Below are 21,769 nucleotides of genomic sequence, written 5' to 3'. Positions count from 1 at the left end.
TCATACCTCGTTGAGCGGTTGAGCGGCATCCAATGCCGCACGGCCACGGGGGCCGTGGAAATATTCGTGAATCCAGGCGTCGTCGGTTTCCGAGACGACATCGATGGCATCCGCCACCAGCACTTTTTTCTGCGCCAGCACCGCCACGCGGTCGGTGATGGTGTACAGCGTGTCCAGGTCATGGGTGACCAGGAACACGCTCAGGCCCAGCGCATCGCGCAGGGTCAGGATCAGTTGGTCGAATTGCGCCGCGCCAATCGGGTCGAGGCCGGCGGTGGGTTCGTCGAGGAACAGGATGTCCGGGTCCAGGGCCAAGGCGCGGGCCAGGGCAGCGCGCTTGATCATGCCGCCAGACAGCGACGCCGGGTATTTGTCCGCCGCCGACAACGGCAACCCGGCCAGGGCCAGCTTGACCGCCGCCAAGTGCTCGGCGTCGCGGCGGCTGAGGCCGGCGTGCTCGATCAATGGCAGCGCGACGTTCTCGGTCACCGTCAGCGAGGAGAACAGCGCGCCCTTCTGGAACAGCACGCCGAAGCGCCGTTCCACCAGGGAACGCTCATGCTCCGAGAGGCTCGGCAGGTTCTTGCCGAACACCCGCACCTCGCCTTCGCTGGGCCGGCGCAGGCCGACGATGCTGCGCAGCAGCACCGACTTGCCGCTGCCGGAGCCGCCGACCACGGCGAGAATCTCGCCCTTGTACAAATCCAGGTCGAGGTTCTCGTGCACACTCTGGCTGCCAAAGCGGTTGCACAGCCCGCGCACTTCAATCACCGCCTCAGTGGGCGCACGGTGTAAGCGACTCACCAGCCCATCTCCATGAAGAACAGCGCGGCGACCGCATCCAGCACGATCACCACAAAGATCGATTGCACCACGCTGGAGGTGGTGTGGGCGCCGACCGACTCGGCACTGCCGCTGACCTTGAAGCCTTCCAGGCAACCGATGGCGGCAATCAGGAAGGCGAAGATCGGCGCTTTCACCATGCCCACGAGGAAATGCTGCACGCCGATGTCGGATTTGAGCAGCGAGAGAAACATTGCCGGCGAAATATCCAGCGCCACGGCACACACCACGCCACCGCCGACAATCCCCGAGAGCATCGCCAAAAACGTCAGCATGGGCAGCGACACCAGCAGGGCCAGCACGCGCGGCAATACCAGCAGCTCCATCGGGTCGAGGCCGAGGGTGCGGATCGCGTCGATTTCTTCGTTGGCCTTCATCGAGCCGATTTGTGCGGTAAAGGCACTGGCGGTGCGGCCCGCGATCAGGATCGCGGTGAGCAATACGCCGAATTCCCGTAGGAAAGAGAACGCCACCAGGTCCACGGTGAAAATCGTCGCGCCAAAGCTCTTGAGCACCGTGGCGCCGAGAAACGCCACCACGGCGCCCACCAGGAAGGTCAGCAGGGCGACGATGGGCGCGGCGTCTAGGCCGGTCTGTTCGATATGCGCGACCATCGGCGTGATGCGCCAGCGCTTGGGGCGGAAAATCCCCCGGGCGAAGGTCTCGAGGATCAGGCCGATAAAGCCCAGCAGTTGTTTGCTGTCGGTCCAGACTTTATCCACGGCCCGGCCGATACGCGCCAGCACCTGGATGCCGGTGGCTTCTTCCGGGGCTTTATCGGGCACACAAAAATCATTGAGGGAGCGGTAGACGGTCTTGAGCAGCGCGCGGTCGGCGGCAGACAGGCTGCAATCGCTCTGCTCGGCGGATTGCTCGATGCGGGTCGGGCCCAGTAACTCCACCAGCAGCGACGCGCCGGCGGTATCCAGGGCACCGAGGCCGTTGAGGTCGATGCGGGCGCCGGCGTCGTATTGGCCGTCGAGCGTGTCCGACAGTTTTTTCAGGTCTGCGTAGTGGGCGAGCGTCCAGTCTCCCGTAATCCGCAGTAACGGAGGCGTGGAGGACGTATCGAGATGGGCTGCGCCGGCCGAGGTACTACTGGTCATAAGCTCCGAGCTTGTTTGGCTATCCACAATTCCTACGTAATAGCACGAACCTGCCTACTTTGGGTTGTCCGTTTGTGCTGTGTCGATGACTTTGAAGCGCAGCACGCCGATCACCTGGCCGTCTTCGGTGAGCACCTGCACTTGCCAGCGGCCGACCGCATCGCCTGGGAAATTCTGTTTGTGGGTCCAGGCGCGATAGCCTTCCTTGCGTCCGCCATGGATGTCCAGGGCGATGCGGTCGACCTCTTTGCCGTTGAATTTCCACACGTGGTAGATCCGCTCATCCAGGCCGCGCGGCGCATTGATCGCGGTGTAGGCGTACAGCCCGTCGCTGCGCAACTGGGCGACGGTGACTTCCTTGAGGTCATCCCCCGGCGTGCGGTCTTGCAGTTGGGTGCTGATGGCGACTTCCGTCATCCACAGGGTGGCCGGTGGTACCCAACTGCGTAGGAACCAACCCGCGCAGCCAATCGCGGCCGTCACCCCCAGCAGCATCGCCCAGCCTTTGAGGCTGCGCAGCGGCAGGCTCACTGCCAGGCTGGGGATCGACAGCGCCATGGCCACGCCCAGGGCCAGCTTGTAGCTCTCGGCGGTGGTCAGGTGCAGGATGATCGGCAGCGCGGTGAGCAGCGCGGCGAACAGGGTCAGGGTGTGCAGCGCAAGGAACAGCGAGCGCTTGGGCGCCAGCCACTTGTAGTACAGCGGGTCGACGATCGACACCAACGCCGCCGCGCCGAGCAGGCCGGTGAACAGCGATTGGCCGCTGTTCCAGGCGGTGGTGACGAAAAAGAATGGCAACACAAAAAACAGACTTTCCTGGTGGATCATCTGGGTGGCGTAGCGCAGTAACGGCTCGGGAATTTCGCGCTTGAAGACTTTGGTGAACAGCTGGGTAAAGCTGTTTTCCAGCATCAGCCACAGCCAGCTCACCAGCATGATCACCGCGATCCAACTGGCCATGCCCTGCTGGCGATCTACCAGAATGAAGCTGCACACCCCCGAGATAAAGCCGCCGAGTGCAATCACCCCTGGGTAGCGCTTCATCAGTTCGAGGACGCGGGTGATTATGCGGGTCAGGTTTTGCATTCGGCGGTTCGCAGTCTTTGTAGGAAAAATCCCAGACAGAATAACGTCTTAGCCCTGTGCTCGGTGGCCGATTACGCGATCCGTTTGCGATAAACCCGCACGCCGATCAACACAATCGCAATCAGCCCGAGTATGCCGGCGCCGATCCAGCTGAGGGTGTCGTAGCTCAGCAACGGTTTCTCGATGCGCCAGTAGCCCGGCTGCTTGAACACTTGGCGCATGGCCTGGTTGGTCTGGTCCAGGCTTACCGCCTTGATGCGTTTGACCGGGTCGCTGAAGTGGCCGTTGTTGTAGTCGCCCGAGGCGGCCCAGTAGTAATCGGCCAGGGCGCTGTTGCCTTGCACGGCCCAGGCCTGGCGGGCGATGGCGGCTTGTTGAAGGCGTGCGAATACCGCCGGGTCGAGGCCGTCCTTGAGCAGTTGCGCCTGTAGGTTTTTTAGCACTTGCTCGGCTTCAGGGAGGTTTTCCCGCTCCAGGTCGGCATTCAGGCTGAGGAAGCCGACACCGCCCAGCACTTCACGCTCGCTCCACGGGCCGTAGGACAAGGTGTGCTTAAGGCGTAGCTGGCGGTACAGCGCCCAGTCGAGGTAGTCCTTGAGCAGGTCGTAGGTTTCATCGTGTTGGTCGTCCAGCATCGGCTCGGGGAACAGCCAGTGCAGCTTGGCGCTGTCGCCGACCCAGCCGTGGATCAGCTCGCGCTGGCTGGCGGCGGCGTGCTGGATTTGCGGCAGTTCACGGTGTTCGGTGGGATCGACCGGGTCGAGCTGGCCGTAGGTGCGTTCCAGGTAGGCCGGCAGCAGTTTGTCGAGGTCGCCGACGATGATCAGGGTCATGTTGTTGGGGGCGTACCAGTGTTTGCGCAGGTCCTCCAACTGATCACGGGTCAACTGGCCGACTTCGGCACGTTCGTCGCATTTAAGCCCCAGTTCGACGGCGAGTTGCTTGCTGGCGGTGTGGCCGAGGTCTTGGCGGTCGAGCAGGCGTTGCAGGTGGGAGTAATGGCCGCCGTCCTCACGCTCCACCACTTGCTTGGCCGCGTTGATATTGGCGTCGGTCAGTTCGGTGCGGGTGATGATCGCCAGCAGCAGGTCGAGCACCTTGCGCTGATTTTGCGCCGGCGCCTCGATCACGAAGGTGGTGTCGGCGTTGCTGGTGTAGGCGTTCCACTCGCCGCCGAGGGCTTGCATGCGGTCTTCCAGGTCGCCTTCGCCGCCGCCGTCGATGCCGCTGAACAGCAGGTGTTCGAGCAGGTGCGGCAGTTCCTTGTCCTCACACGCGAAGTCATCCAGGCCGACGCCGACCACCAGGCGAATCGCCACATGCCCGCGCTCGGTGCCCGGCTTGAGCAGCAATTGCAGGCCGTTGGGCAAGGTGTAGCCCTCGACTTGCAGGCGGTCAAAGGCAAAGGCGTGGGCAGAACCCATGAGCAGGCAGATGAATAACAGGCGACGCATAACTGGCTTCCTGGCGAGTGAGGTCAGTGTTAACTGACTTCACGGGCCATCGTACGTTCAGGGCGAATGTGTGATGTCGGCAATATCTTCGGCGGAGAGTGCGCCGGTGTCGGACGTTTCCAACACTACATAGGCACTGCTGCAAAACAACGAGTTGAGACGTTTCATGTCGGCAATCAGCTCCAGGTGCAGGGAACTGGTCTCCAGGCTCTGTACGATCTTGCGCTGCAAGCGGCTGACGTGGGCGTGGGCCAGGCGCCGTTCCTGGGCGCGAAAGCGGCGCTTCTCGCGCAGCAATTGGCGGGCGCTTTCCGGGTCGGCGCTGAGGAACACCGACAGGCCCAGGCGCAGGTTGGCAATCAACTGGCTGTGCAGGTCGGACAGTTCTTCCAGGCCGACCTCGGAGAACTGGCGGCGCTGGGAGGTTTTCTGCTGTTGGACTTTGCGCAGCATGCGTTCGATCAGGTCGCCGGCCAGCTTGAGGTTGATCGACAACTCGATGATCTCGGCCCAGCGCCGGCTGTCTTGCTCGCTGAGGTCTTCGCGGGGCATTTGCGCCAGGTAGAGTTTGATCGCGCTGTACAGCGCTTCGACGTCATCGCTGAGGCTGCGCATGGCCTGGGTGATGGCGGTTTGTTTGCCGCGTAGCACTTCCTGCATCGAGGTCAGCATGTTGTCGATCAGGTCGCCCAGGCGCAGGGTTTCCCGCGCGGCGTTGGCCAGCGCCAGGCTGGGTGTGGTCAGGGCGGTCAGGTCGAGGTGACGGGGTTTGGCCTTGCCGTTGAGTTCTTCACGCTCGGGCAGCAACCAGGCACACAGGCGCGCCATCGGGCCGATGGTCGGCAACAGGATCAGGCAGCGGCTGACGTTGTAGAGCAGGTGGAAGGTGATGACCATGCCCTGCACGCCGTAGTCCAAACCATCCATCCAGCGTACGAGCGGGTCGAGCACCGGAATGATCAGCAGCAGGCCGATCAATTTGTACAGCAGGCTGCCCAGCGCCACTTGGCGGCCGGCGGCGTTTTGCATGCTGGTGCTGAGGAAGGCCAGCACGCCGCTGCCGATGTTGGCGCCGATCACCAGGCCGATGGCCACGTGCAAGCCAATCACACCGGCGCCGGCCAGGGTGGCGGTGAGCAGGACGGCGGCCAGGCTGGAGTAGGAAATCATCGCAAACAAGGCGCCGACCAGGGCGTCCAGCAGGATGTCGCCGGTCAGCGAGGCAAAGATGACTTTGACGCCTTGGGCGTGGGTAATGGGCCCTGCGGCTTCGACGATCAATTGCAGGGCCAGCACGATCAGGCCCAGGCCGATGCCGACGCGACCCATCTGCCCGGCTCGCGTCTGTTTGCGCGAGAGGAAGAAAATCACCCCGAGGAAGATCAGCAGCGGCGACAGCCAGGACAAGTCAAAGGTCAGCACCCGCGCCATCAGCGCGGTACCGACGTCGGCGCCGAGCATGGTCGCCAGGGCGGGCATGAGTCCCATCAGCCCTTGGCCGACAAACGACGTCACGAGCATGGCCGTGGCGTTGCTGCTCTGCACCATGGCGGTCACCAGGATGCCGGCGATAAACGCCAGCCAGCGCTTGGACATGTTCTGCCCGATGACTTGGCGCAAGTTGGAGCCGTAGACCCGCAAGATGCCGGTACGGACGATATGCGTGCCCCAGATCAGCAGGGTCACGGCGGAAAGCAGATTGAGCAAGGTCAGCATGCTCGGCCCCCCGTGTGGGTGCGCTTCAAGAGAAGCGTAGGAAAGTTGCCGCGTGCCGCTCTACGTCTTGTACTTAAGCTGTAGTTGGCGAATGGCGTGCGCGCCAGCATTGCATAGCTGAAAGGGTGATTGAAACAAAACTGTCATGAAATCAGCTTTCTGCAGACGTGAAAAAGGGGCTTGAAAAGCCCCTTTTTGACTGGCTCGGGTTTATTGACCCGGAATATCTTTGCGCAGTTTCACTGGATCCTGCTGCTTCTTCTTTTTCGCGATAGCGGTGCGCATCTTGATGTTCACCGCTTCTACCGCCAGCGAGAACGCCATGGCGAAGTAGACGTAGCCTTTTGGTACGTGCACATCGAACGACTCGGCGATCAGCACGGTACCCACGACCAGCAGGAACGACAGCGCGAGCATCTTCAGCGACGGGTGCTTGTCGATGAATTCGCTGATGGTGCCGGCAGCCAACATCATCACCAGTACCGCCACGACAATCGCAGCGACCATGACCGGTACATGGGAAACCATGCCGACCGCAGTGATCACGGAGTCCAGGGAGAACACGATGTCGATGATCGCGATCTGGATGATGGTGTAGATGAACTTGCCACCCTTACCGCCCGGCTCTTCGTGGGTTTCGTCTTCACCTTCCAGCGCGTGGTACATCTCCTGGGAGCTTTTCCACAGCAGGAACAGGCCGCCGAAGAACAGGATCAGGTCGCGCCCGGAAATGCCCTGGCCGAAGACCACGAACAGGTCGGCGGTCAGTTGCATGACCCAGGTGATCGACAGCAGCAACAGGATTCGCGTGACCATGGCCAGGGCCAGGCCGAAGATCCGGGTGCGGGCCTGCATGTGCTTGGGCATGCGGCTGACCAGGATCGAAATCATGATGATGTTATCGATGCCCAAGACGATCTCGAGGGCCGTCAGGGTGAAGAAGGCAATCCAGATTTCCGGATTGGTCAGCCATTCCATGTGTATTCCTTTGAGCAAGTGTTAAACCGCGCAAGTTGCAGCGCCGCGCGGTTGAGTTGGTACGATTATAGAGTGCTGAACAGCGGAATAATCCCCATCAGCAAAGCGGCGACCATTATGCACAGGCATACCAGCACTGCCCACTTGAGGGTGAAGCGCTGGTGATCGCCAAATTCGATACCCGCCAACGCGACCAGCAAGTAAGTCGAAGGTACCAGCGGGCTCAACAAGTGCACAGGTTGCCCGACGATCGACGCACGGCCCATTTCTGCGGCAGTGATGCCGTAATGGCTGGCGGCTTCGGCGAGGACGGGCAGTACGCCGTAGTAGAACGCATCGTTGGACATGAAGAAGGTGAACGGCATGCTCACCAGCGCGGTGATTACGGCCAGGTACGGACCCAGTGCGTCAGGGATGACGGCCAGCAGGCTCTTGGACATGGCATCAACCATGCCGGTACCCGACAGGATGCCGGTGAAGATACCGGCGGCGAAGATCAGGCCGGTGACCGCCAGGACGCTGCCAGAGTGGGCGGCGATACGGTCTTTCTGCATTTGCAGGCACGGGTAGTTGACGATCATCGCGATACTGAACGCCACCATGAACAGCACCGGCAGCGGCAGCAGGCCGGCGATCAGCGTGCACATCAGGGCAAAGGTCAGGGCGCCGTTGAACCAGATCAGCTTCGGACGACGGGCATCCGGGAATTGCGACACGCTGATTTCGCTGTGGTCGATCTCGTCGCCTTGCAGGTGCAATTCACCCAAGCGTGCACGTTCGCGCAGGCCATACATGTAGGCAATCACCAGGATTGCGACGACGCCGGCGGCCATCGCCGGGATCATCGGTACGAAAATGTCCGACGGGTCCACATGCAGCGCACTGGCGGCGCGGGCGGTCGGGCCACCCCAAGGCGTCATGTTCATCACGCCACCGGCGAGGATGATCAGGCCGGCCATGATCCGCGGGCTCATGCCGATGCGCTGGTACAGCGGCAGCATGGCGGCCACGCAGATCATGTAGGTGGTGGCGCCGTCACCGTCGAGGGACACGACCAGGGCCAGCACGGCGGTGCCGACCGAAACCTTGAGCGGGTCGCCCTTGACCATCTTGAGGATCTTGCGCACGGCCGGGTCGAACAGGCCGGAGTCGATCATCAGGGCAAAGTAGAGAATGGCGAACATCAGCATCACGCCGGTTGGCGCAAGCTTGGTGATGCCCGCAAGCATCATCGGGCCGATTTCCGGCGCGAAACCGCCGAACAGTGCGAACAGGATAGGCACGATGATCAGGGCGATCAGCGCAGACAGGCGCTTGGTCATGATCAGGAACATGAACGTGATGACCATGGCAAAGCCAAGGAAAGTCAGCATAGGAATACTCCAGGCGTAGCGCGGCTAGGGAATGGCGAACCGGGTGGGGCTCAGCGCAGAACGAAAGGCACAAGGCGTACGGGGGGAGTTGGAGCGAACAGGCGGGTACGGACGGACATCGGGAATCACCATTGTTGTTGTGTACAGCCGGTCTGGTGCCGGCAGTTGGAGGCGATCCTAGACGGGAAAGCTTTCAGCCAGCTTTCGCCGGGAAAACAGGTGTAGGTGGGAAGACACCCGGTCGTCAGATTTGTGGAGATCCAATGTGGGAGCTGGCTTGCCTGCGATAGCGGTGTATCAGGCTCCCATTGGTTGGCTGGTCCACCGCAATCGCAGGCAAGCCAGCTCCCACACAAGCCAGCTTCCACATTCGAGGTGTGTTTGCAGGGAGAGCTTAGGGCAGTTCGAGGCCGCCGGCGGCTTTGTGCAGCTTGCGCAAGTGTTCGCCGACTTGCTTGAGGTTGGCTTCACACGCCGCAATCTCATCCGCCCGGGCCGGATCCAGCAGCGCCCTCACCTCTTTATCCAGGTCACCAGTCAGCGATTGCAGCTGTTTCTGGCGTTCGGCGCTTTCCGATTCCAAGCGTTTGGCTTCTGACGGTTGCGGCAGGCCGTAGCCGCCGCTGCCGAGCAGTTCCGCCGGGCGGCTGAGGAAGCCGCTGTTGGCGAGAATTTGTTGCAAGGTGTTGTTGGCCTTTTCCATGCCGCCGTTTTTCAGCTCGCGGGCGCCCAGGTAGCGTTGTTTGACTTCGTCCTGGGCCAGCATCAGTTGTTTGCGGTAGCTCGCCTGCTCCAGCAACAACAGCGCGGCGCTGGTGCGCAGGTCGGCCTGGTCGAACCAGGGGCGGCGTTCGGCGGCGCTGAGGGACAGCCAGTCTTCGACCTGGGTCTGCTTGATCGGCAGGTGTTTGCGCAACACGTCGAACATCGCCTGGTAGCGCTCGCGGAACGAGTCGAAGTGGTAACCCAGGCGCAAGGCGTTGCGTTTGTCGTCGAGCACGCTGGTGTCGGCCAGGCCACGGGCGCTCAACACTTCGAGCAGACCGTTGGGGGTGATGTTGTCCAGGCCGGTCAGTTGCGGGTTGGCGCTGCCACTGCGCAACAGTTTCAGGCTTTCGACCGCGCAGTTGTTGGAGATGAAGAAGTAGTTGCCGTCATAGCTCCAGTGCATCTCGGCGGCGTGTTCGACGGTGTCGTTGATTTCCTGGCGTGACAGTTTCAGCGGCACCGAGGCCAGGCCGCGCAGTTCGGTCTTGGTGTATTCGTCGATCACCTGGGCCAGCGGCAGCACGAACAGCCGCGAAGGGTATTTGCCCACCAGGCCGTCCCAGCTCGACAGCTGTACGTCACCGACAAAAGCGCGGTAGGACAACACCAGGTGCTGGTCCAGGTCCAGCCGGCAATCCGGCCCGCGTGGGCGGCCGGGCGCGCAGATCACCAGGCGCAACATGCTGTGGCCCCAGCGGCTGACCAGGTTCTGGTTGGCTTCGGCCAGCAGGTAGTCGATCTCGTAGACGCGCTCCGGGTCGATCTGCCCGAGCGGCGTCTTGGCGAAGTCGTTGCCGGCGTTCAGGAAGGCGTAGGTCTTGGCGCAGGCGTCTTGTTGCGGTGGCGCCCAGCCGAAGTGGTCCTTGTAGTAGCGGAACAGCGCCGGGCGGCGGCAGGCGTAGCTGGGGTCGAGGAGGAAGTACTCCATGTTGACCGCGACGAATTCCAGCGGGCTGGTGGTTTCGTAGATGTCTGGGCTGCGCGCGACCTGGCGGTTGTGTTGCTCGCGTTCACCGCGACGGCCAACGTATTGCGGCCAGCCGGCAAGGTCCAGCAGGCGCGGGTCGTCACTGAGGGTGAAGCGGCGGTCATTCTGGCCACGGCATTGGTCGGGCAGGCCGATCAGGCCGGTGACATTGTTCTGGCGGTTGCAACGATTGATCAGCGCACGGTCGTCTTTGGACCACAGGCGCGCACGGTCGTAGATGTGGGTCAGTTCATGCAGCACGGTGGCGAGCATTTCCCGGCGTACGGTGCCGTGGGGTCGATTGGTTTTCTGGGTGGCGGCGCTGCCGTCGGTGAGGCTGTCGAGCAGGTTGCTGTTGAGGTCCAGCTCGGACACCAGGGAGGCTTGGCCGTAGGCATTTTCCGGCATCTTGTCGGTCCAGCCGACATCGATTTGCCGGTCAAGCTGCTCGATAAAGCGTGGCGGTAGAGCGCGCATCGCTTCGTCGAGCAACGCCTGGCTGGCTTGCTGCTGCGCCGGGCTCAAGCCGTCGGTCTTGAGCCGCAGTTGCAGGCTGGCGTGGGCTGCGCCTGCACTGAGCAGGACAGTCCACGCCAGGAGCCAGGCGGTGAGGTGCCTCACAGAGCGAGGATAGCTTCGGCGAGGGTCTGGTCACTGGCGTCGCGGGCTTCGGGCACGCGGGTGCGCAGGGTGTCGAAGGCGGCTTCGAGCTGCGCGCCACGGATCTCGCCATTGCTGGCGACGAAGCTGGCGGCGTCGTCGTGGGCTTCGCGGACGATTTTCGAGTCGCGGATGGAGGTGGTGGTGTCCGAGGTGAAATCAATGGTGCGGCCGGAGGCGCGAACAATGATGTTACTGGTGGCCACCAAGGTATGCGCCTGGGCAACGTCGGCCAACAACAGCAGGCCTAGAGTGGCGGCGATCAGCGGGCTACGCATGGAATAACTCCGAAGTACAAAGATGATTATTGGACGAGAATTGCTTGCGCCAGTTCACGGTCGCTGGCGTTAAGTTTCGGGTGGCTGCGGCGCAAGTCATCCAGTGCGGATTCCAGGCGTGCTCCGCGCCATTGGCCGTCAGTGGCGATGAACGCAGCGGCGTCATCCCTGGCGGCCACGATTTTTCTGTCGAATGGCGCGGAGGTCACCTTGCTGGTGGCGTACGCGCTGGCGACGGTACCCTGGGTGGTCACATCAAAGGCCGAAGCCAGTGGCGACCAGCAGGCGCAAAATACTAACGGGGCGATGAACAGGCGGTATGAAAAAGCCATGGGACTCGACAACTGAAAACGAGCGCCAAGGCTAGCGCAATGCCCCGGCGAGAGCCAGCGCCGAGGCATGCGGCCGGTGGTCAGATGGCCAGGATGGCTTGGGCCAGTTGGGCGTCAGTCGCGGTGTTCAGTTGCGGCGCTTGTTGGCGGATCTGGGCCAGGGCGCTTTCCAGTTTCACGCCACGGATGGCGCCTTCGCTGGCGACAAAGCTGGCGGCGTCGTCGCGGGCGGCGCGTACGACCTTGTTGTCGCGCAGGGACGAAGTGGCATCGGACGTAGCGTCGGAGGTGGCTTTGAGCGCGCCGACGATCGAGTCAGTGGTCACGATCAGGCTGGTCGCGCTGGCGTTGGCAGCGATTGCCAACAGGGCGGCAGCACTCAGCAGACGAAGACGGGGCATGGGGTGACTCCTGTAGATGAACGGATAAGGTGGCGCAAGGCGGCCAATGTGGATCAGACGCCCGTACTACAAGGTTCGCCACGTAGTGGCTGGATATTAAGCCGCCGCTTATCCGTTCGGAAAGCCTCTTGACCGTCTAGTCACGCCAGAACGGCTTGGCCAGCTCGCTCATCCGATCAGCGGGGCTGATGCCGAGGTCAGACAGTTCGCGATGATCAAGCTGCGCCAACTGGCGCCGTTCGTGAGCTTGGCGTGCCCATTTGGCAAAGGTGGCGAACAAGCGTTTATAGACAGAGGAGTGGGTATCCATGGTGGGCGCCTTTCTTTCATGAGGTCCTGGAACACCATGTTGGGCGAGTCGCTGTGACCGATACAGATACACCAACGCTAAATTGTACCGCTTAACTGTTTGATTTTTTAAACTGTACTGCTCAAAGCTCAGGGCTACTGTTTTTGTCGCCGAGCAGCTAAGTACCAGAAACAACAAAGCCCGCCTCCGGTCTCCCGGGGCGGGCTTTGCTTTGACAAATCAGGTTGCTGGCGGTGGACCCGGCAGGTCAGGGCCAGCGAGCGCTAAATTAGCGCCAGAACGGCTTGCTCAGCTCTTCGTAGCGTTGAGCTTCGCTGATACCAGCGTCAGCCAGCAGACGCGAATCCAGGCGAGCCAGTTGGTGGCGGCTGGAGATGCGGCGCTGCCACAACATCAGGTTGGCGATAACGCGCAGAGGCAGGGAAGCCTGGGTGTTTACAGCTTTTTCTTCGAAGAACAGTTCGGAACTGAGTGTACGTTCCATGATGACATCCTTCCGCTTGTGGCGGGATTAGGTAGTGGTTTAACTGATGCCAATGATCCTCCTCCGGCGCAAGACTCTCTAGATACAGTTCACCTGTATTGTGAGGGGCCAGTTAACTGTTTAAGGGGGCTGTACTGTACGGAAATGGGGCAACTGTACTTGTCCGCACTGAAACAGTGCGAAATAGGCATTTTCGACGGGGAGTGTGGGATATTTCGGTAGGAAATGACCGGTACAGCAGTACAGTTTTTGCCATAAGTGGCGATGGCAAGACCGGGCTGATGAAACTGTATTTGCATCAGCCCGGATCTGTATCAATCACGCCTTGAGCATATGCCCGGTTTCTTCCAGGTTGATGTGCCAGCTCAGGGCTTCCCGCAGGATGTGCGGGGTGTGCCCGCCGATGGCGCAGGCCCTGTCGAAGTAGGTGTTCAGCGCATCGCGGTAGGCCGGGTGCACACAGTTGTCGATGATCACACGCGCGCGTTCGCGTGGTGCCAGGCCGCGCAAATCTGCCAGGCCGACCTCGGTCACGAGGATATCGACGTCATGCTCGGTGTGGTCCACATGGCTGACCATCGGCACCACGCTGGAAATCGCACCGCCCTTGGCGATCGACTTGGTGACGAAGATCGCCAGGTGCGCATTGCGCGCAAAGTCGCCGGAACCGCCGATGCCGTTCATCATCCGCGTGCCGCACACGTGGGTGGAGTTGACGTTGCCGTAGATGTCGAATTCCAGCGCCGTGTTGATCCCGATAATCCCCAGGCGACGCACCACTTCCGGGTGGTTGGAGATCTCCTGCGGGCGCAGTACCAGCTTGTCCTTGTAGTGTTCCAGGTTGCCGAACACATCGGCGTTGCGCCGCTCCGACAAAGTGATCGAACTGCCCGAGGCGAAGCTCAGCTTGCCCGCGTCGATCAGGTCGAACGTCGAGTCCTGCAGTACTTCCGAGTACATGGTCAGGTCTTCGAACGGTGAGTCGATCAAGCCGCACATCACCGCGTTGGCGATGTTACCGATGCCGGCCTGCAGCGGGCCAAGCTTGTTGGTCATGCGCCCGGCGTCCACTTCCTGCTTGAGGAAGTTGATCAGGTGATTGGCGATGCCCTGGGTGTCGCTGTCAGGCGGCGTCACGGTGGACGCGGAGTCGGCCTGGTTGGTGATGACGATGCCGACGATCTTCTCCGGCGGGATCGGGATCGCGGTGCTGCCGATGCGGTCATCGACTTTTACCAGCGGGATTGGCGTGCGGGTCGGCCGATAGGTCGGGATATAGATGTCATGCAGCCCTTCCAGGTTCGGGTTGTGCGCCATGTTGATCTCGACGATCACTTGTTTGGCGAAAATCGCAAAGCTGGCCGAGTTGCCCACGGAGGTGGTCGGCACAATGTGGCCTTGCTCGGTGATCGCGACGGCTTCGATGACCGCAATGTCCGGCAGCTTGAGCTGGTTGTTGCGCAGTTGCTCAACGGTTTCCGACAAGTGCTGGTCGATAAACATCACTTCGCCTGCGTTGATCGCCTTGCGCAGTGTGCTGTCGACCTGGAATGGCATGCGACGAGACAGCACGCCGGCTTCGGTCAGTTGCTTGTCGAGGTCGTTGCCCAGGCTGGCGCCGGTCATCAGGGTGATTTTCAGCGGCGACGTCTTGGCGCGCTCGGCCAGGGCGTGGGGCACGGCCTTGGCTTCACCGGCGCGGGTGAAGCCGCTCATGCCGACGGTCATGCCGTCTTCGATCAGTGCGGCGGCGTCTGCCGCGCTCATGACCTTGTCTAACAACGAAGGCAAGCGGATGCGATCACGGTACATGGATTCTTATCTCAGGCTACGGAAGCAAGGTGCGCAGTTTAGTGATTTCAAAAAAATTCGGCCCGCTACCATGGTCGAATGCCGGGCAGCGATTTAGAGCCTTTGGTCGGGTTTCATGCAGTAATAAAAAACCCCAGCCTACAAGAGGCCGGGGTTTCGAGTATTGCGCTGAAGCAGTGTCACTCGACGGCTTTGACCATATCTTCGATGACCTTCTTCGCGTCACCAAAGACCATCATGGTCTTGTCCAGGTAGAACAGTTCGTTATCCAGACCGGCATAACCGCTGGCCATCGAGCGCTTGTTGACGATGATAGTCTTGGCCTTGAACGCTTCGAGGATCGGCATGCCGGCAATCGGCGAGTTCGGATCGTTCTTGGCGGCTGGGTTGACCACGTCGTTGGCGCCCAACACCAGCACCACGTCGGCCTGGCCGAACTCGGAGTTGATGTCTTCCATCTCGAACACCTGGTCGTAAGGCACTTCGGCCTCGGCGAGCAGGACGTTCATGTGGCCGGGCATGCGGCCGGCTACCGGGTGGATCGCGTACTTCACGGTGACGCCACGATGGGTAAGTTTTTCGGTCAGTTCCTTGAGCGCGTGTTGCGCCCGCGCCACTGCCAGGCCGTAGCCTGGAACGATGATCACGGTGTCGGCGTTGGTCAGCAGGAAGGTCGCATCGTCGGCCGAGCCGGACTTCACCGGGCGTGCTTCTTTGGAACCGGCAGCGGCACCCGCGTCCGGCGTATTGCCGAAACCGCCGAGCAGTACATTAAAGAAGGAACGGTTCATCGCCTTGCACATGATGTAAGACAGAATCGCGCCGCTGGAGCCCACCAGGGAGCCGGCAATGATCAGCATCGAGTTGTTCAGCGAGAAACCGATACCTGCCGCTGCCCAGCCGGAGTAGCTGTTGAGCATCGACACCACCACCGGCATATCGGCGCCGCCGATCGGGATGATGATCAGCACGCCGAGCACGAACGCCAGGGCCAGCATCAGCGCGAAGGCGGTGAGGTTGCCGGTGAACATGAACGCCAGGCCCAGGCCCAGGGTCAGCAGGCCCAACACCAGATTGATCTTGTGCTGGCCGCCGAACTGTACCGGTGCGCCCTGGAACAGGCGGAACTTGTACTTGCCCGACAGCTTGCCGAACGCAATCACCGAACCGGAGAAGGTGATGGCGCCGATGGCTGCGCCGAGAAACAGCTCCAGGCGGTTACCGGCCGGGATCGCATCACCGAGGTGTTTAACGATACCCAGGGACTGCGGCTCGACCACGGCGGCAATGGCGATAAACACCGCCGCCAGACCGATCATGCTGTGCATGAACGCCACCAGCTCCGGCATTTTGGTCATTTCCACGCGCTTGGCCATGATCGAACCGGCGGTGCCGCCGACCAGCAGGCCCACGATCACATAGCCGATACCCGCGGTTGCAAGCTCAGCGCCTAGCTTGTAGATGAGGCCCACGGTGGTCAGCACGGCCAGCGCCATGCCGAGCATGCCAAACAGGTTGCCGCGACGCGAAGTGGTCGGGTGCGACAGGCCTTTAAGGGCCTGGATGAAGCAGATCGACGCAATCAGATACAGCGTCGTTACCAGATTCATGCTCATTACTTCTGCACCTCTTCTTTCGCAGCTTTGGGCGCTTTCTTCTTGAACATCTCAAGCATCCTACGAGTAACCAGGAAACCGCCGAACACGTTCACCGCTGCCAAAGCCACGGCCAGGGTGCCCATGGTCTTGCCCAGCGGGGTCACGGTGAGGGCGGCAGCGAGCATGGCGCCAACGATCACGATCGCGGAAATCGCGTTGGTCACCGCCATCAGCGGTGTGTGCAGCGCGGGTGTCACGTTCCAGACCACGTGGTAACCGACATAAATCGCCAGCACAAAGATGATCAGGTTGTAGATACCGGGGGAGATAAGCTCTTCCATCGTCTGAATCCCTGCTTAGGCGTTTTTGCGGATGACTTGGCCGTCGCGGCACATCAGGCACGCGGCGACGATGTCGTCTTCGAGGTTGATTTCAAACTGCCCTTCCTTGGTGAAGACCAGCTTCAGGAAGTCCAGCAGGTTGCGCGCGTACAAGGCCGAGGCGTCGGCGGCGACAGCGCCGGCGAGGTTGGTTGGGCCGCAGATGATCACGCCGTTCTCCACCACCACTTGGTCGGCGACGGTCAGCGGGCAGTTGCCACCTTGGGCGGCGGCGAGGTCGATGACCACGGAGCCGGGTTTCATCTGCGCGACGGTGTCGGCGCTGAGCAGGGTCGGCGCTTTGCGGCCGGGGATCAGCGCGGTGGTGATGACGATGTCGGCCTGCTTGGCGCGTTCGTGCACGGCCAGGGCCTGACGTTGCATCCAGCTGCTTGGCATCGGGCGGGCGTAACCACCGACGCCGACGGCGCATTCGCGTTCTTCATCGGTCTCGTAGGGCACGTCGACGAACTTGGCGCCGAGGGATTCGATCTGCTCTTTAACGGCTGGGCGGACGTCAGACGCTTCGATCACTGCACCCAGACGTTTCGCCGTGGCGATGGCCTGCAAGCCGGCAACACCCGCGCCGAGGATCAGCACGCGAGCGGCCTTAACGGTACCGGCGGCGGTCATCAGCATCGGCATGAAGCGCGGGTAGTGATGAGCGGCGAGCAGTACGGCTTTATAGCCGGCGATGTTGGCCTGGGACGACAGCACGTCGAGGCTTTGAGCGCGCGAGGTGCGCGGCGCAGCTTCGAGGGCAAAGGCCGTGATGCCGCGTTCGGCGAGTTTGGCGATGGTTTCGTTGCTGAACGGGTTGAGCATGCCCACCAAGACGGTGCCGCTTTTGATCAGCGTGAGTTCGCTGTCGCTGGGGGCCACCACCTTGAGAATCAGCTCGGCGCCAAACGCATCGTTGGCACTGCCAATGGTTGCGCCTGCCGCTTCATAGGCACTGTCGACGACGCTGGCCTTGATGCCGGCTCCGCTTTGTACAGTGACCTTATGGCCCTGGCCGATCAGCTTCTTGATGGTTTCAGGGGTGGCAGCCACCCGCGTTTCACCGGTCTGGGTTTCGAGAGGAACACCAATGTGCACGTCAAATCTCCTGCATGATCTTTTTGCTTTTGATCTTTTTGTAAAAAGGCCAGTGCACCGCGAGTGGCGCAACTGGGGCGGCCGATCAGCACGATCCCGCTGAAATGACAGCGGGGCGCGGCATTTTGCAGGCGAACTTTACGGCCTTCAAGGGATTATGACGTGTGACGAAAAATTAACTACAAGTCACCCTGTGACTGATTGTCGCAACACTTCGAAATAACCTCTTCAAATACATGGGTTTAAAGGGCTGTAGGCATTTCTCGGGTGTTTTTCCATTGCTGGTGTGAATAGTCGCGCATTGACCTGTAAGCGTCGCTGAAGGCCATGAGAATCATGGCTTTGCGCCGTATTTTCAGTCGACAAGTACAGTCTGCTTAAATGCGACATATACGTATATCTGTAGGATCTGAATTTATTTGACTACAAAGTCAGCAAAGCCGTTTTGGCCATTAAATGCTGGGGCTATAGCGTTGTGACTGATCGATGAGCCAGTCCCTGAACGCGTGCAGCGAAGCGGATTCGACTTTTCTGTCAGGAATCATCAGGTAATAGGCCTTCGGGCTGGTTAGGACCTCGGGGCTTGCGATCACCAGTCGCTGCTCATCCAGCTCGCGTTGAATAAGGAACGGTGGGATCAGCGCAATGCCCATTTCATGCATGGCGGCTTGGGACAACATCGAGAATAGCTCGTAGCGCGGGCCTGTCATGTCGCGGGGCACGTTCAATTGCTGGGCGTCGAACCACTGGCGCCATGCGTAGGGTCGGGTGGTCTGCTGCAGTAATGGCAGCTGCGCGATCTCCTGGGCGGAAAAGTGCGTGCGGTTGCCCAAGAGGTTTGGGCTGCACACGGGGACGGGGTTTTCTCCCATCAGTCTGTGGGATTCTGTACCGGACCAATCGGCATCGCCGAAGTAGATCGCGGCGTCGAAATCGGTATCGGCAAACAGGAACGGTCGTGTGCGGTTGGTGAGGTTGACCGTGACTTCCGGGTGTTGGCGTTGAAAATCCTTGAGGCGGGGGATCAGCCACTGGGTGCCGAATGTCGGGACCACGGCCAGTTCGATGACGTTGGCGCCCTGTTGCCCCATCACGGACAAGGTGTCGCGCTCCACGGCATCCAGTTGGGTCGCCACGCGACGGCTGTAGGACAGCCCTGCCTCTGTCAGCTTGACCCCGCGCCGTGAGCGGCGAAATAGCTCGACACTTAAAAACTCCTCAAGGCTGGCGATTTGTCGGCAGATGGCGCCCTGGGTGATCGAAAGCTCGTGCGCCGCCTTGGTAAAGCTCTCGTGGCGGGCCGCCGCTTCAAAACTGACAAGGGCGGTGGTGCTGGGGATTTTTCTACGCATGTACCTTGTCCTCACTCGTGAATCGTATAGATGGCGTTTTTTAGTGTTACGGAGTGAGAAATTAGCACAAGCCTATGCGGAAACCTCGTTTGCCCTCCCCGCTCCCTCGGCCTAGGCTCCATGCACGACTTCTGATTTATCTTTGCGAGGACTTATTCATGGCTGGCAAGGCAAGCTTCAACTGGATCGATCCACTGTTGCTGGATCAACAGCTCACCGAAGAAGAGCGCATGGTGCGCGACAGCGCTGAGCAATTCGCTCAAGACAAGCTGGCGCCGCGGGTGCTTGAAGCCTTCCGCCATGAGAAGACCGACCCGGCGATCTTTCGCGAGATGGGCGAAACCGGCTTGCTGGGGGCGATGATTCCCGAGCAGTACGGTGGCAGTGGCTTGAACTACGTCTGCTATGGGTTGATTGCGCGTGAAGTGGAGCGTGTCGACTCTGGGTACCGCTCGATGATGAGTGTGCAGTCGTCATTGGTGATGGTGCCGATCAATGAGTTCGGCACTGAGGCTCAGAAGCAGAAGTATCTGCCGAAGTTGGCTTCTGGTGAGTGGATTGGGTGCTTTGGTCTGACGGAGCCGAATCATGGTTCTGACCCAGGTGCGATGATTACCCGTGCGCGTAAAGTAGACGGCGGCTACAGCCTGACTGGCGCCAAGATGTGGATCACCAACAGCCCTATCGCAGATGTGTTTGTTGTCTGGGGCAAGGACGATGCGGGTGATATTCGCGGGTTTGTCCTGGAGAAAGGCTGGAAGGGCCTGAGCGCGCCGGCGATTCACGGCAAGGTTGGCTTGCGTGCATCTATCACTGGCGAAATCGTCATGGACAACGTGTTTGTACCGGAAGAGAACATCTTCCCGGATGTCCGTGGTCTGAAAGGGCCTTTCACCTGCCTTAACTCGGCGCGTTATGGCATCTCCTGGGGCGCGTTGGGCGCTGCCGAGTTTTGCTGGCACACCGCTCGCCAATACACCCTTGATCGCCAGCAGTTTGGCCGACCATTGGCGGCGACCCAGTTGATTCAGAAGAAGCTGGCCGATATGCAGACCGAGATCACCTTGGCCTTGCAAGGCTGCCTGCGGTTGGGGCGCATGAAGGATGAAGGGACGGCGGCGGTTGAAATTACTTCGATCATGAAGCGCAATTCCTGTGGCAAGTCCCTGGATATCGCGCGTATGGCGCGGGACATGCTGGGGGGCAACGGTATCTCCGACGAGTTCGGCGTGGCCCGTCACCTGGTCAACCTTGAGGTGGTCAACACCTATGAAGGCACTCACGACGTGCACGCGTTGATTCTGGGGCGTGCGCAAACCGGTCTTCAGGCGTTCTATTAATAGGAGCACGGCATGGGCGCGCTTTCACATCTGCGGGTACTGGACTTATCGCGAGTGCTGGCGGGGCCTTGGTCCGGGCAGATTCTTGCGGACCTTGGGGCTGAGGTCATCAAGGTCGAGCGGCCGGGCAGTGGTGATGACACCCGGGCGTGGGGGCCGCCCTTCCTTAAGGATGCCTATGGCGAGAACACCTGCGAGGCGGCGTACTACTTGTCGGCCAACCGCAATAAAGAGTCGGTGACCATCGATTTCACGCGGCCGGAGGGGCAGAAGCTGGTGCGTGACCTGGCGGCCAAGTCCGACATCCTGATCGAGAACTTCAAGGTTGGCGGTCTGGCGGCGTATGGGTTGGACTATGAGTCGCTCAAGGAGATCAATCCAGAATTGATCTATTGCTCGATCACGGGCTTTGGCCAGACGGGGCCTTATGCCGGGCGTGCGGGCTACGATTTCATGATCCAGGGCTTGGGTGGGCTCATGAGCCTGACCGGGCGACCCGAGGGTGATGAGGGTGCTGGGCCGGTAAAGGTTGGCGTGGCGTTGACTGACATCCTCACGGGGCTCTATTCGACTGTGGCGATCTTGGCCGCGCTGGCGCATCGGGATCATGACGGTGGGGGGCAGCATATCGATATGGCGCTGCTGGATGTGCAGGTGGCATGTCTGGCTAACCAGGCGATGAATTACCTGACGACGGGTGTGTCGCCGAAACGTTTGGGCAATGCGCATCCGAATATCGTGCCGTACCAGGACTTTCCTACGGCAGATGGCGACTTCATCCTGACCGTTGGGAATGACGGACAATTCCGCAAGTTTGCCGAAGTGGCTGGGCAGCCGCAGTGGGCGGATGATCCGCGCTTCTCTACTAATAGAGTGCGGGTGGCCAATCGTGCGGAGCTGATTCCACTGATTCGCCAGGCGACGGTGTTCAAGACGACGGCTGAATGGGTGGAGCAGCTGGAGCAGGTTGGTGTGCCGTGTGGGCCGATCAATGATCTGGCGCAGGTGTTTGCCGATCCGCACGTCAAGGCGCGTGGCTTGGCGTTGGAATTGCCCCATGCGCTGGCCGGGATGGTGCCTCAGGTTGCCAGCCCTATACGACTGTCCAAGACGCCGGTGGAGTATCGGAGTGCGCCTCCGCTGTTGGGTGAGCATACGGCTTTGGTGTTGCGTGAGGTGCTTGGTTTGGGGGAGGCGAATGTGGCGGCTTTGAGAGAGGCTGGGGTTATTTGATACAGCTCTTCTATATAGAAGGGATTGAGTTGGTGGTTTTTTAATCAATTTTAGCTAATTGATAGAAAAACCAAATTAACGGTTGACGGCAGATTCCAGATGTCTATAATTCGCCCCACTTCCGGCGCAGTCGAAACGGAAAACTCCTTGGTAAACAATGAGTTATGTAGGTTTCGGCAGTGGGTTGCTTCAGTTTATCG

20 protein-coding genes are annotated in these 21,769 nt (G+C 60.7%); 2 read left to right on the top strand and 18 right to left on the bottom strand.

All coding sequences use genetic code 11. The annotated features are described in order from the left end of the window. The 18 genes from ACU688_RS27760 to ACU688_RS27675 all read right to left on the bottom strand — a co-directional run bounded on the left by ACU688_RS27760 (position 1) and on the right by ACU688_RS27675 (position 18,996). Positions 1-804: an ABC transporter ATP-binding protein gene (locus ACU688_RS27760; protein WP_124527098.1), complete on the bottom strand. Its 804-nt coding sequence runs from the start codon at positions 802-804 to the stop codon at positions 1-3. Then, complete coding sequence (locus tag ACU688_RS27755) at positions 801-1,949, bottom strand: ABC transporter permease (RefSeq protein WP_448187184.1); 1,149 nt, start codon at positions 1,947-1,949, stop codon at positions 801-803. The genes ACU688_RS27760 and ACU688_RS27755 overlap by 4 nt, the downstream gene beginning before the upstream one ends. A gap of 54 nt (positions 1,950-2,003) precedes the next feature. Further along, entirely contained in the window at positions 2,004-3,035 is a 1,032-nt protein-coding gene (locus ACU688_RS27750; protein ID WP_448187183.1) for a DUF5924 family protein, read from the bottom strand. Positions 3,036-3,106: 71 nt separating this feature from the next. Then, entirely contained in the window at positions 3,107-4,489 is a 1,383-nt protein-coding gene (locus ACU688_RS27745) for a M16 family metallopeptidase (RefSeq protein WP_448187182.1), read from the bottom strand. Between the two features lie 57 nt (positions 4,490-4,546). Further along, positions 4,547-6,205 carry a Na/Pi cotransporter family protein gene (locus tag ACU688_RS27740; protein ID WP_448187181.1) on the bottom strand — a complete coding sequence of 553 codons (1,659 nt, stop codon included), beginning with the start codon at positions 6,203-6,205 and terminating at the stop codon, positions 4,547-4,549. A gap of 210 nt (positions 6,206-6,415) precedes the next feature. Next, positions 6,416-7,183 (bottom strand): TerC family protein, encoded by a 768-nt coding sequence (locus ACU688_RS27735; protein WP_017734669.1) that lies wholly within the window; start codon positions 7,181-7,183, stop codon positions 6,416-6,418. A gap of 65 nt (positions 7,184-7,248) precedes the next feature. Then, entirely contained in the window at positions 7,249-8,556 is a 1,308-nt protein-coding gene (locus tag ACU688_RS27730; RefSeq protein ID WP_448187180.1) for a CitMHS family transporter, read from the bottom strand. 394 nt (positions 8,557-8,950) lie between these two features. After that, positions 8,951-10,912: a DUF7844 domain-containing protein gene (locus tag ACU688_RS27725; protein WP_448187179.1), complete on the bottom strand. Its 1,962-nt coding sequence runs from the start codon at positions 10,910-10,912 to the stop codon at positions 8,951-8,953. After that, positions 10,909-11,229, bottom strand: coding sequence for a DUF2388 domain-containing protein (locus ACU688_RS27720; RefSeq protein WP_192298225.1), 321 nt, complete (start codon positions 11,227-11,229; stop codon positions 10,909-10,911). Before ACU688_RS27720 ends, ACU688_RS27725 begins: the two co-directional genes overlap by 4 nt. 26 nt (positions 11,230-11,255) lie before the next feature. After that, on the bottom strand, positions 11,256-11,561 hold the full coding sequence (locus ACU688_RS27715; protein WP_448187178.1) for a DUF2388 domain-containing protein: 306 nt from the start codon (positions 11,559-11,561) through the stop codon (positions 11,256-11,258). Between the two features lie 80 nt (positions 11,562-11,641). Beyond that, positions 11,642-11,962, bottom strand: coding sequence for a DUF2388 domain-containing protein (locus ACU688_RS27710; RefSeq protein WP_448187177.1), 321 nt, complete (start codon positions 11,960-11,962; stop codon positions 11,642-11,644). 136 nt (positions 11,963-12,098) lie between these two features. Then, complete coding sequence (locus tag ACU688_RS27705; protein ID WP_448187176.1) at positions 12,099-12,272, bottom strand: DUF1127 domain-containing protein; 174 nt, start codon at positions 12,270-12,272, stop codon at positions 12,099-12,101. Positions 12,273-12,540: 268 nt separating this feature from the next. After that, on the bottom strand, positions 12,541-12,756 hold the full coding sequence (locus ACU688_RS27700) for a DUF1127 domain-containing protein (RefSeq protein WP_012721550.1): 216 nt from the start codon (positions 12,754-12,756) through the stop codon (positions 12,541-12,543). A gap of 318 nt (positions 12,757-13,074) precedes the next feature. Continuing rightward, positions 13,075-14,568, bottom strand: coding sequence for a succinyl-CoA:acetate CoA-transferase ScpC (gene scpC / locus ACU688_RS27695; protein WP_207045693.1), 1,494 nt, complete (start codon positions 14,566-14,568; stop codon positions 13,075-13,077). Positions 14,569-14,747: 179 nt separating this feature from the next. Next, positions 14,748-16,184 carry an NAD(P)(+) transhydrogenase (Re/Si-specific) subunit beta gene (locus ACU688_RS27690; RefSeq protein WP_448187175.1) on the bottom strand — a complete coding sequence of 479 codons (1,437 nt, stop codon included), beginning with the start codon at positions 16,182-16,184 and terminating at the stop codon, positions 14,748-14,750. After that, on the bottom strand, positions 16,184-16,507 hold the full coding sequence (locus ACU688_RS27685) for an NAD(P) transhydrogenase subunit alpha part 2 (protein ID WP_017736000.1): 324 nt from the start codon (positions 16,505-16,507) through the stop codon (positions 16,184-16,186). The genes ACU688_RS27690 and ACU688_RS27685 overlap by 1 nt, the downstream gene beginning before the upstream one ends. A 15-nt stretch (positions 16,508-16,522) precedes the next feature. After that, positions 16,523-17,644: a Re/Si-specific NAD(P)(+) transhydrogenase subunit alpha gene (locus ACU688_RS27680; RefSeq protein WP_448187174.1), complete on the bottom strand. Its 1,122-nt coding sequence runs from the start codon at positions 17,642-17,644 to the stop codon at positions 16,523-16,525. Positions 17,645-18,096: 452 nt separating this feature from the next. Then, the gene (locus tag ACU688_RS27675; protein ID WP_448187173.1) at positions 18,097-18,996 is read right to left on the bottom strand and encodes a LysR family transcriptional regulator; all 900 of its coding nucleotides are present in this window, start codon (positions 18,994-18,996) and stop codon (positions 18,097-18,099) included. Positions 18,997-19,154: 158 nt separating this feature from the next. Between ACU688_RS27675 and ACU688_RS27670 the strand changes: the two genes are divergently transcribed. Both ACU688_RS27670 and ACU688_RS27665 read left to right on the top strand, forming a co-directional pair. After that, a complete protein-coding gene (locus ACU688_RS27670; RefSeq protein ID WP_448187172.1) occupies positions 19,155-20,336 on the top strand; it encodes an acyl-CoA dehydrogenase in 1,182 nt (393 codons plus the stop codon). A 12-nt stretch (positions 20,337-20,348) separates the two neighbouring features. Continuing rightward, a complete protein-coding gene (locus ACU688_RS27665; protein WP_448187171.1) occupies positions 20,349-21,569 on the top strand; it encodes a CaiB/BaiF CoA transferase family protein in 1,221 nt (406 codons plus the stop codon). Positions 21,570-21,769: the final 200 nt, after the last annotated feature.

The organism is Pseudomonas acericola (SeqCode), from assembly GCF_053456465.1.
Note: the sequence above shows the minus strand (reverse complement) of the source record. Positions and strands in the feature narration are given on the sequence as shown.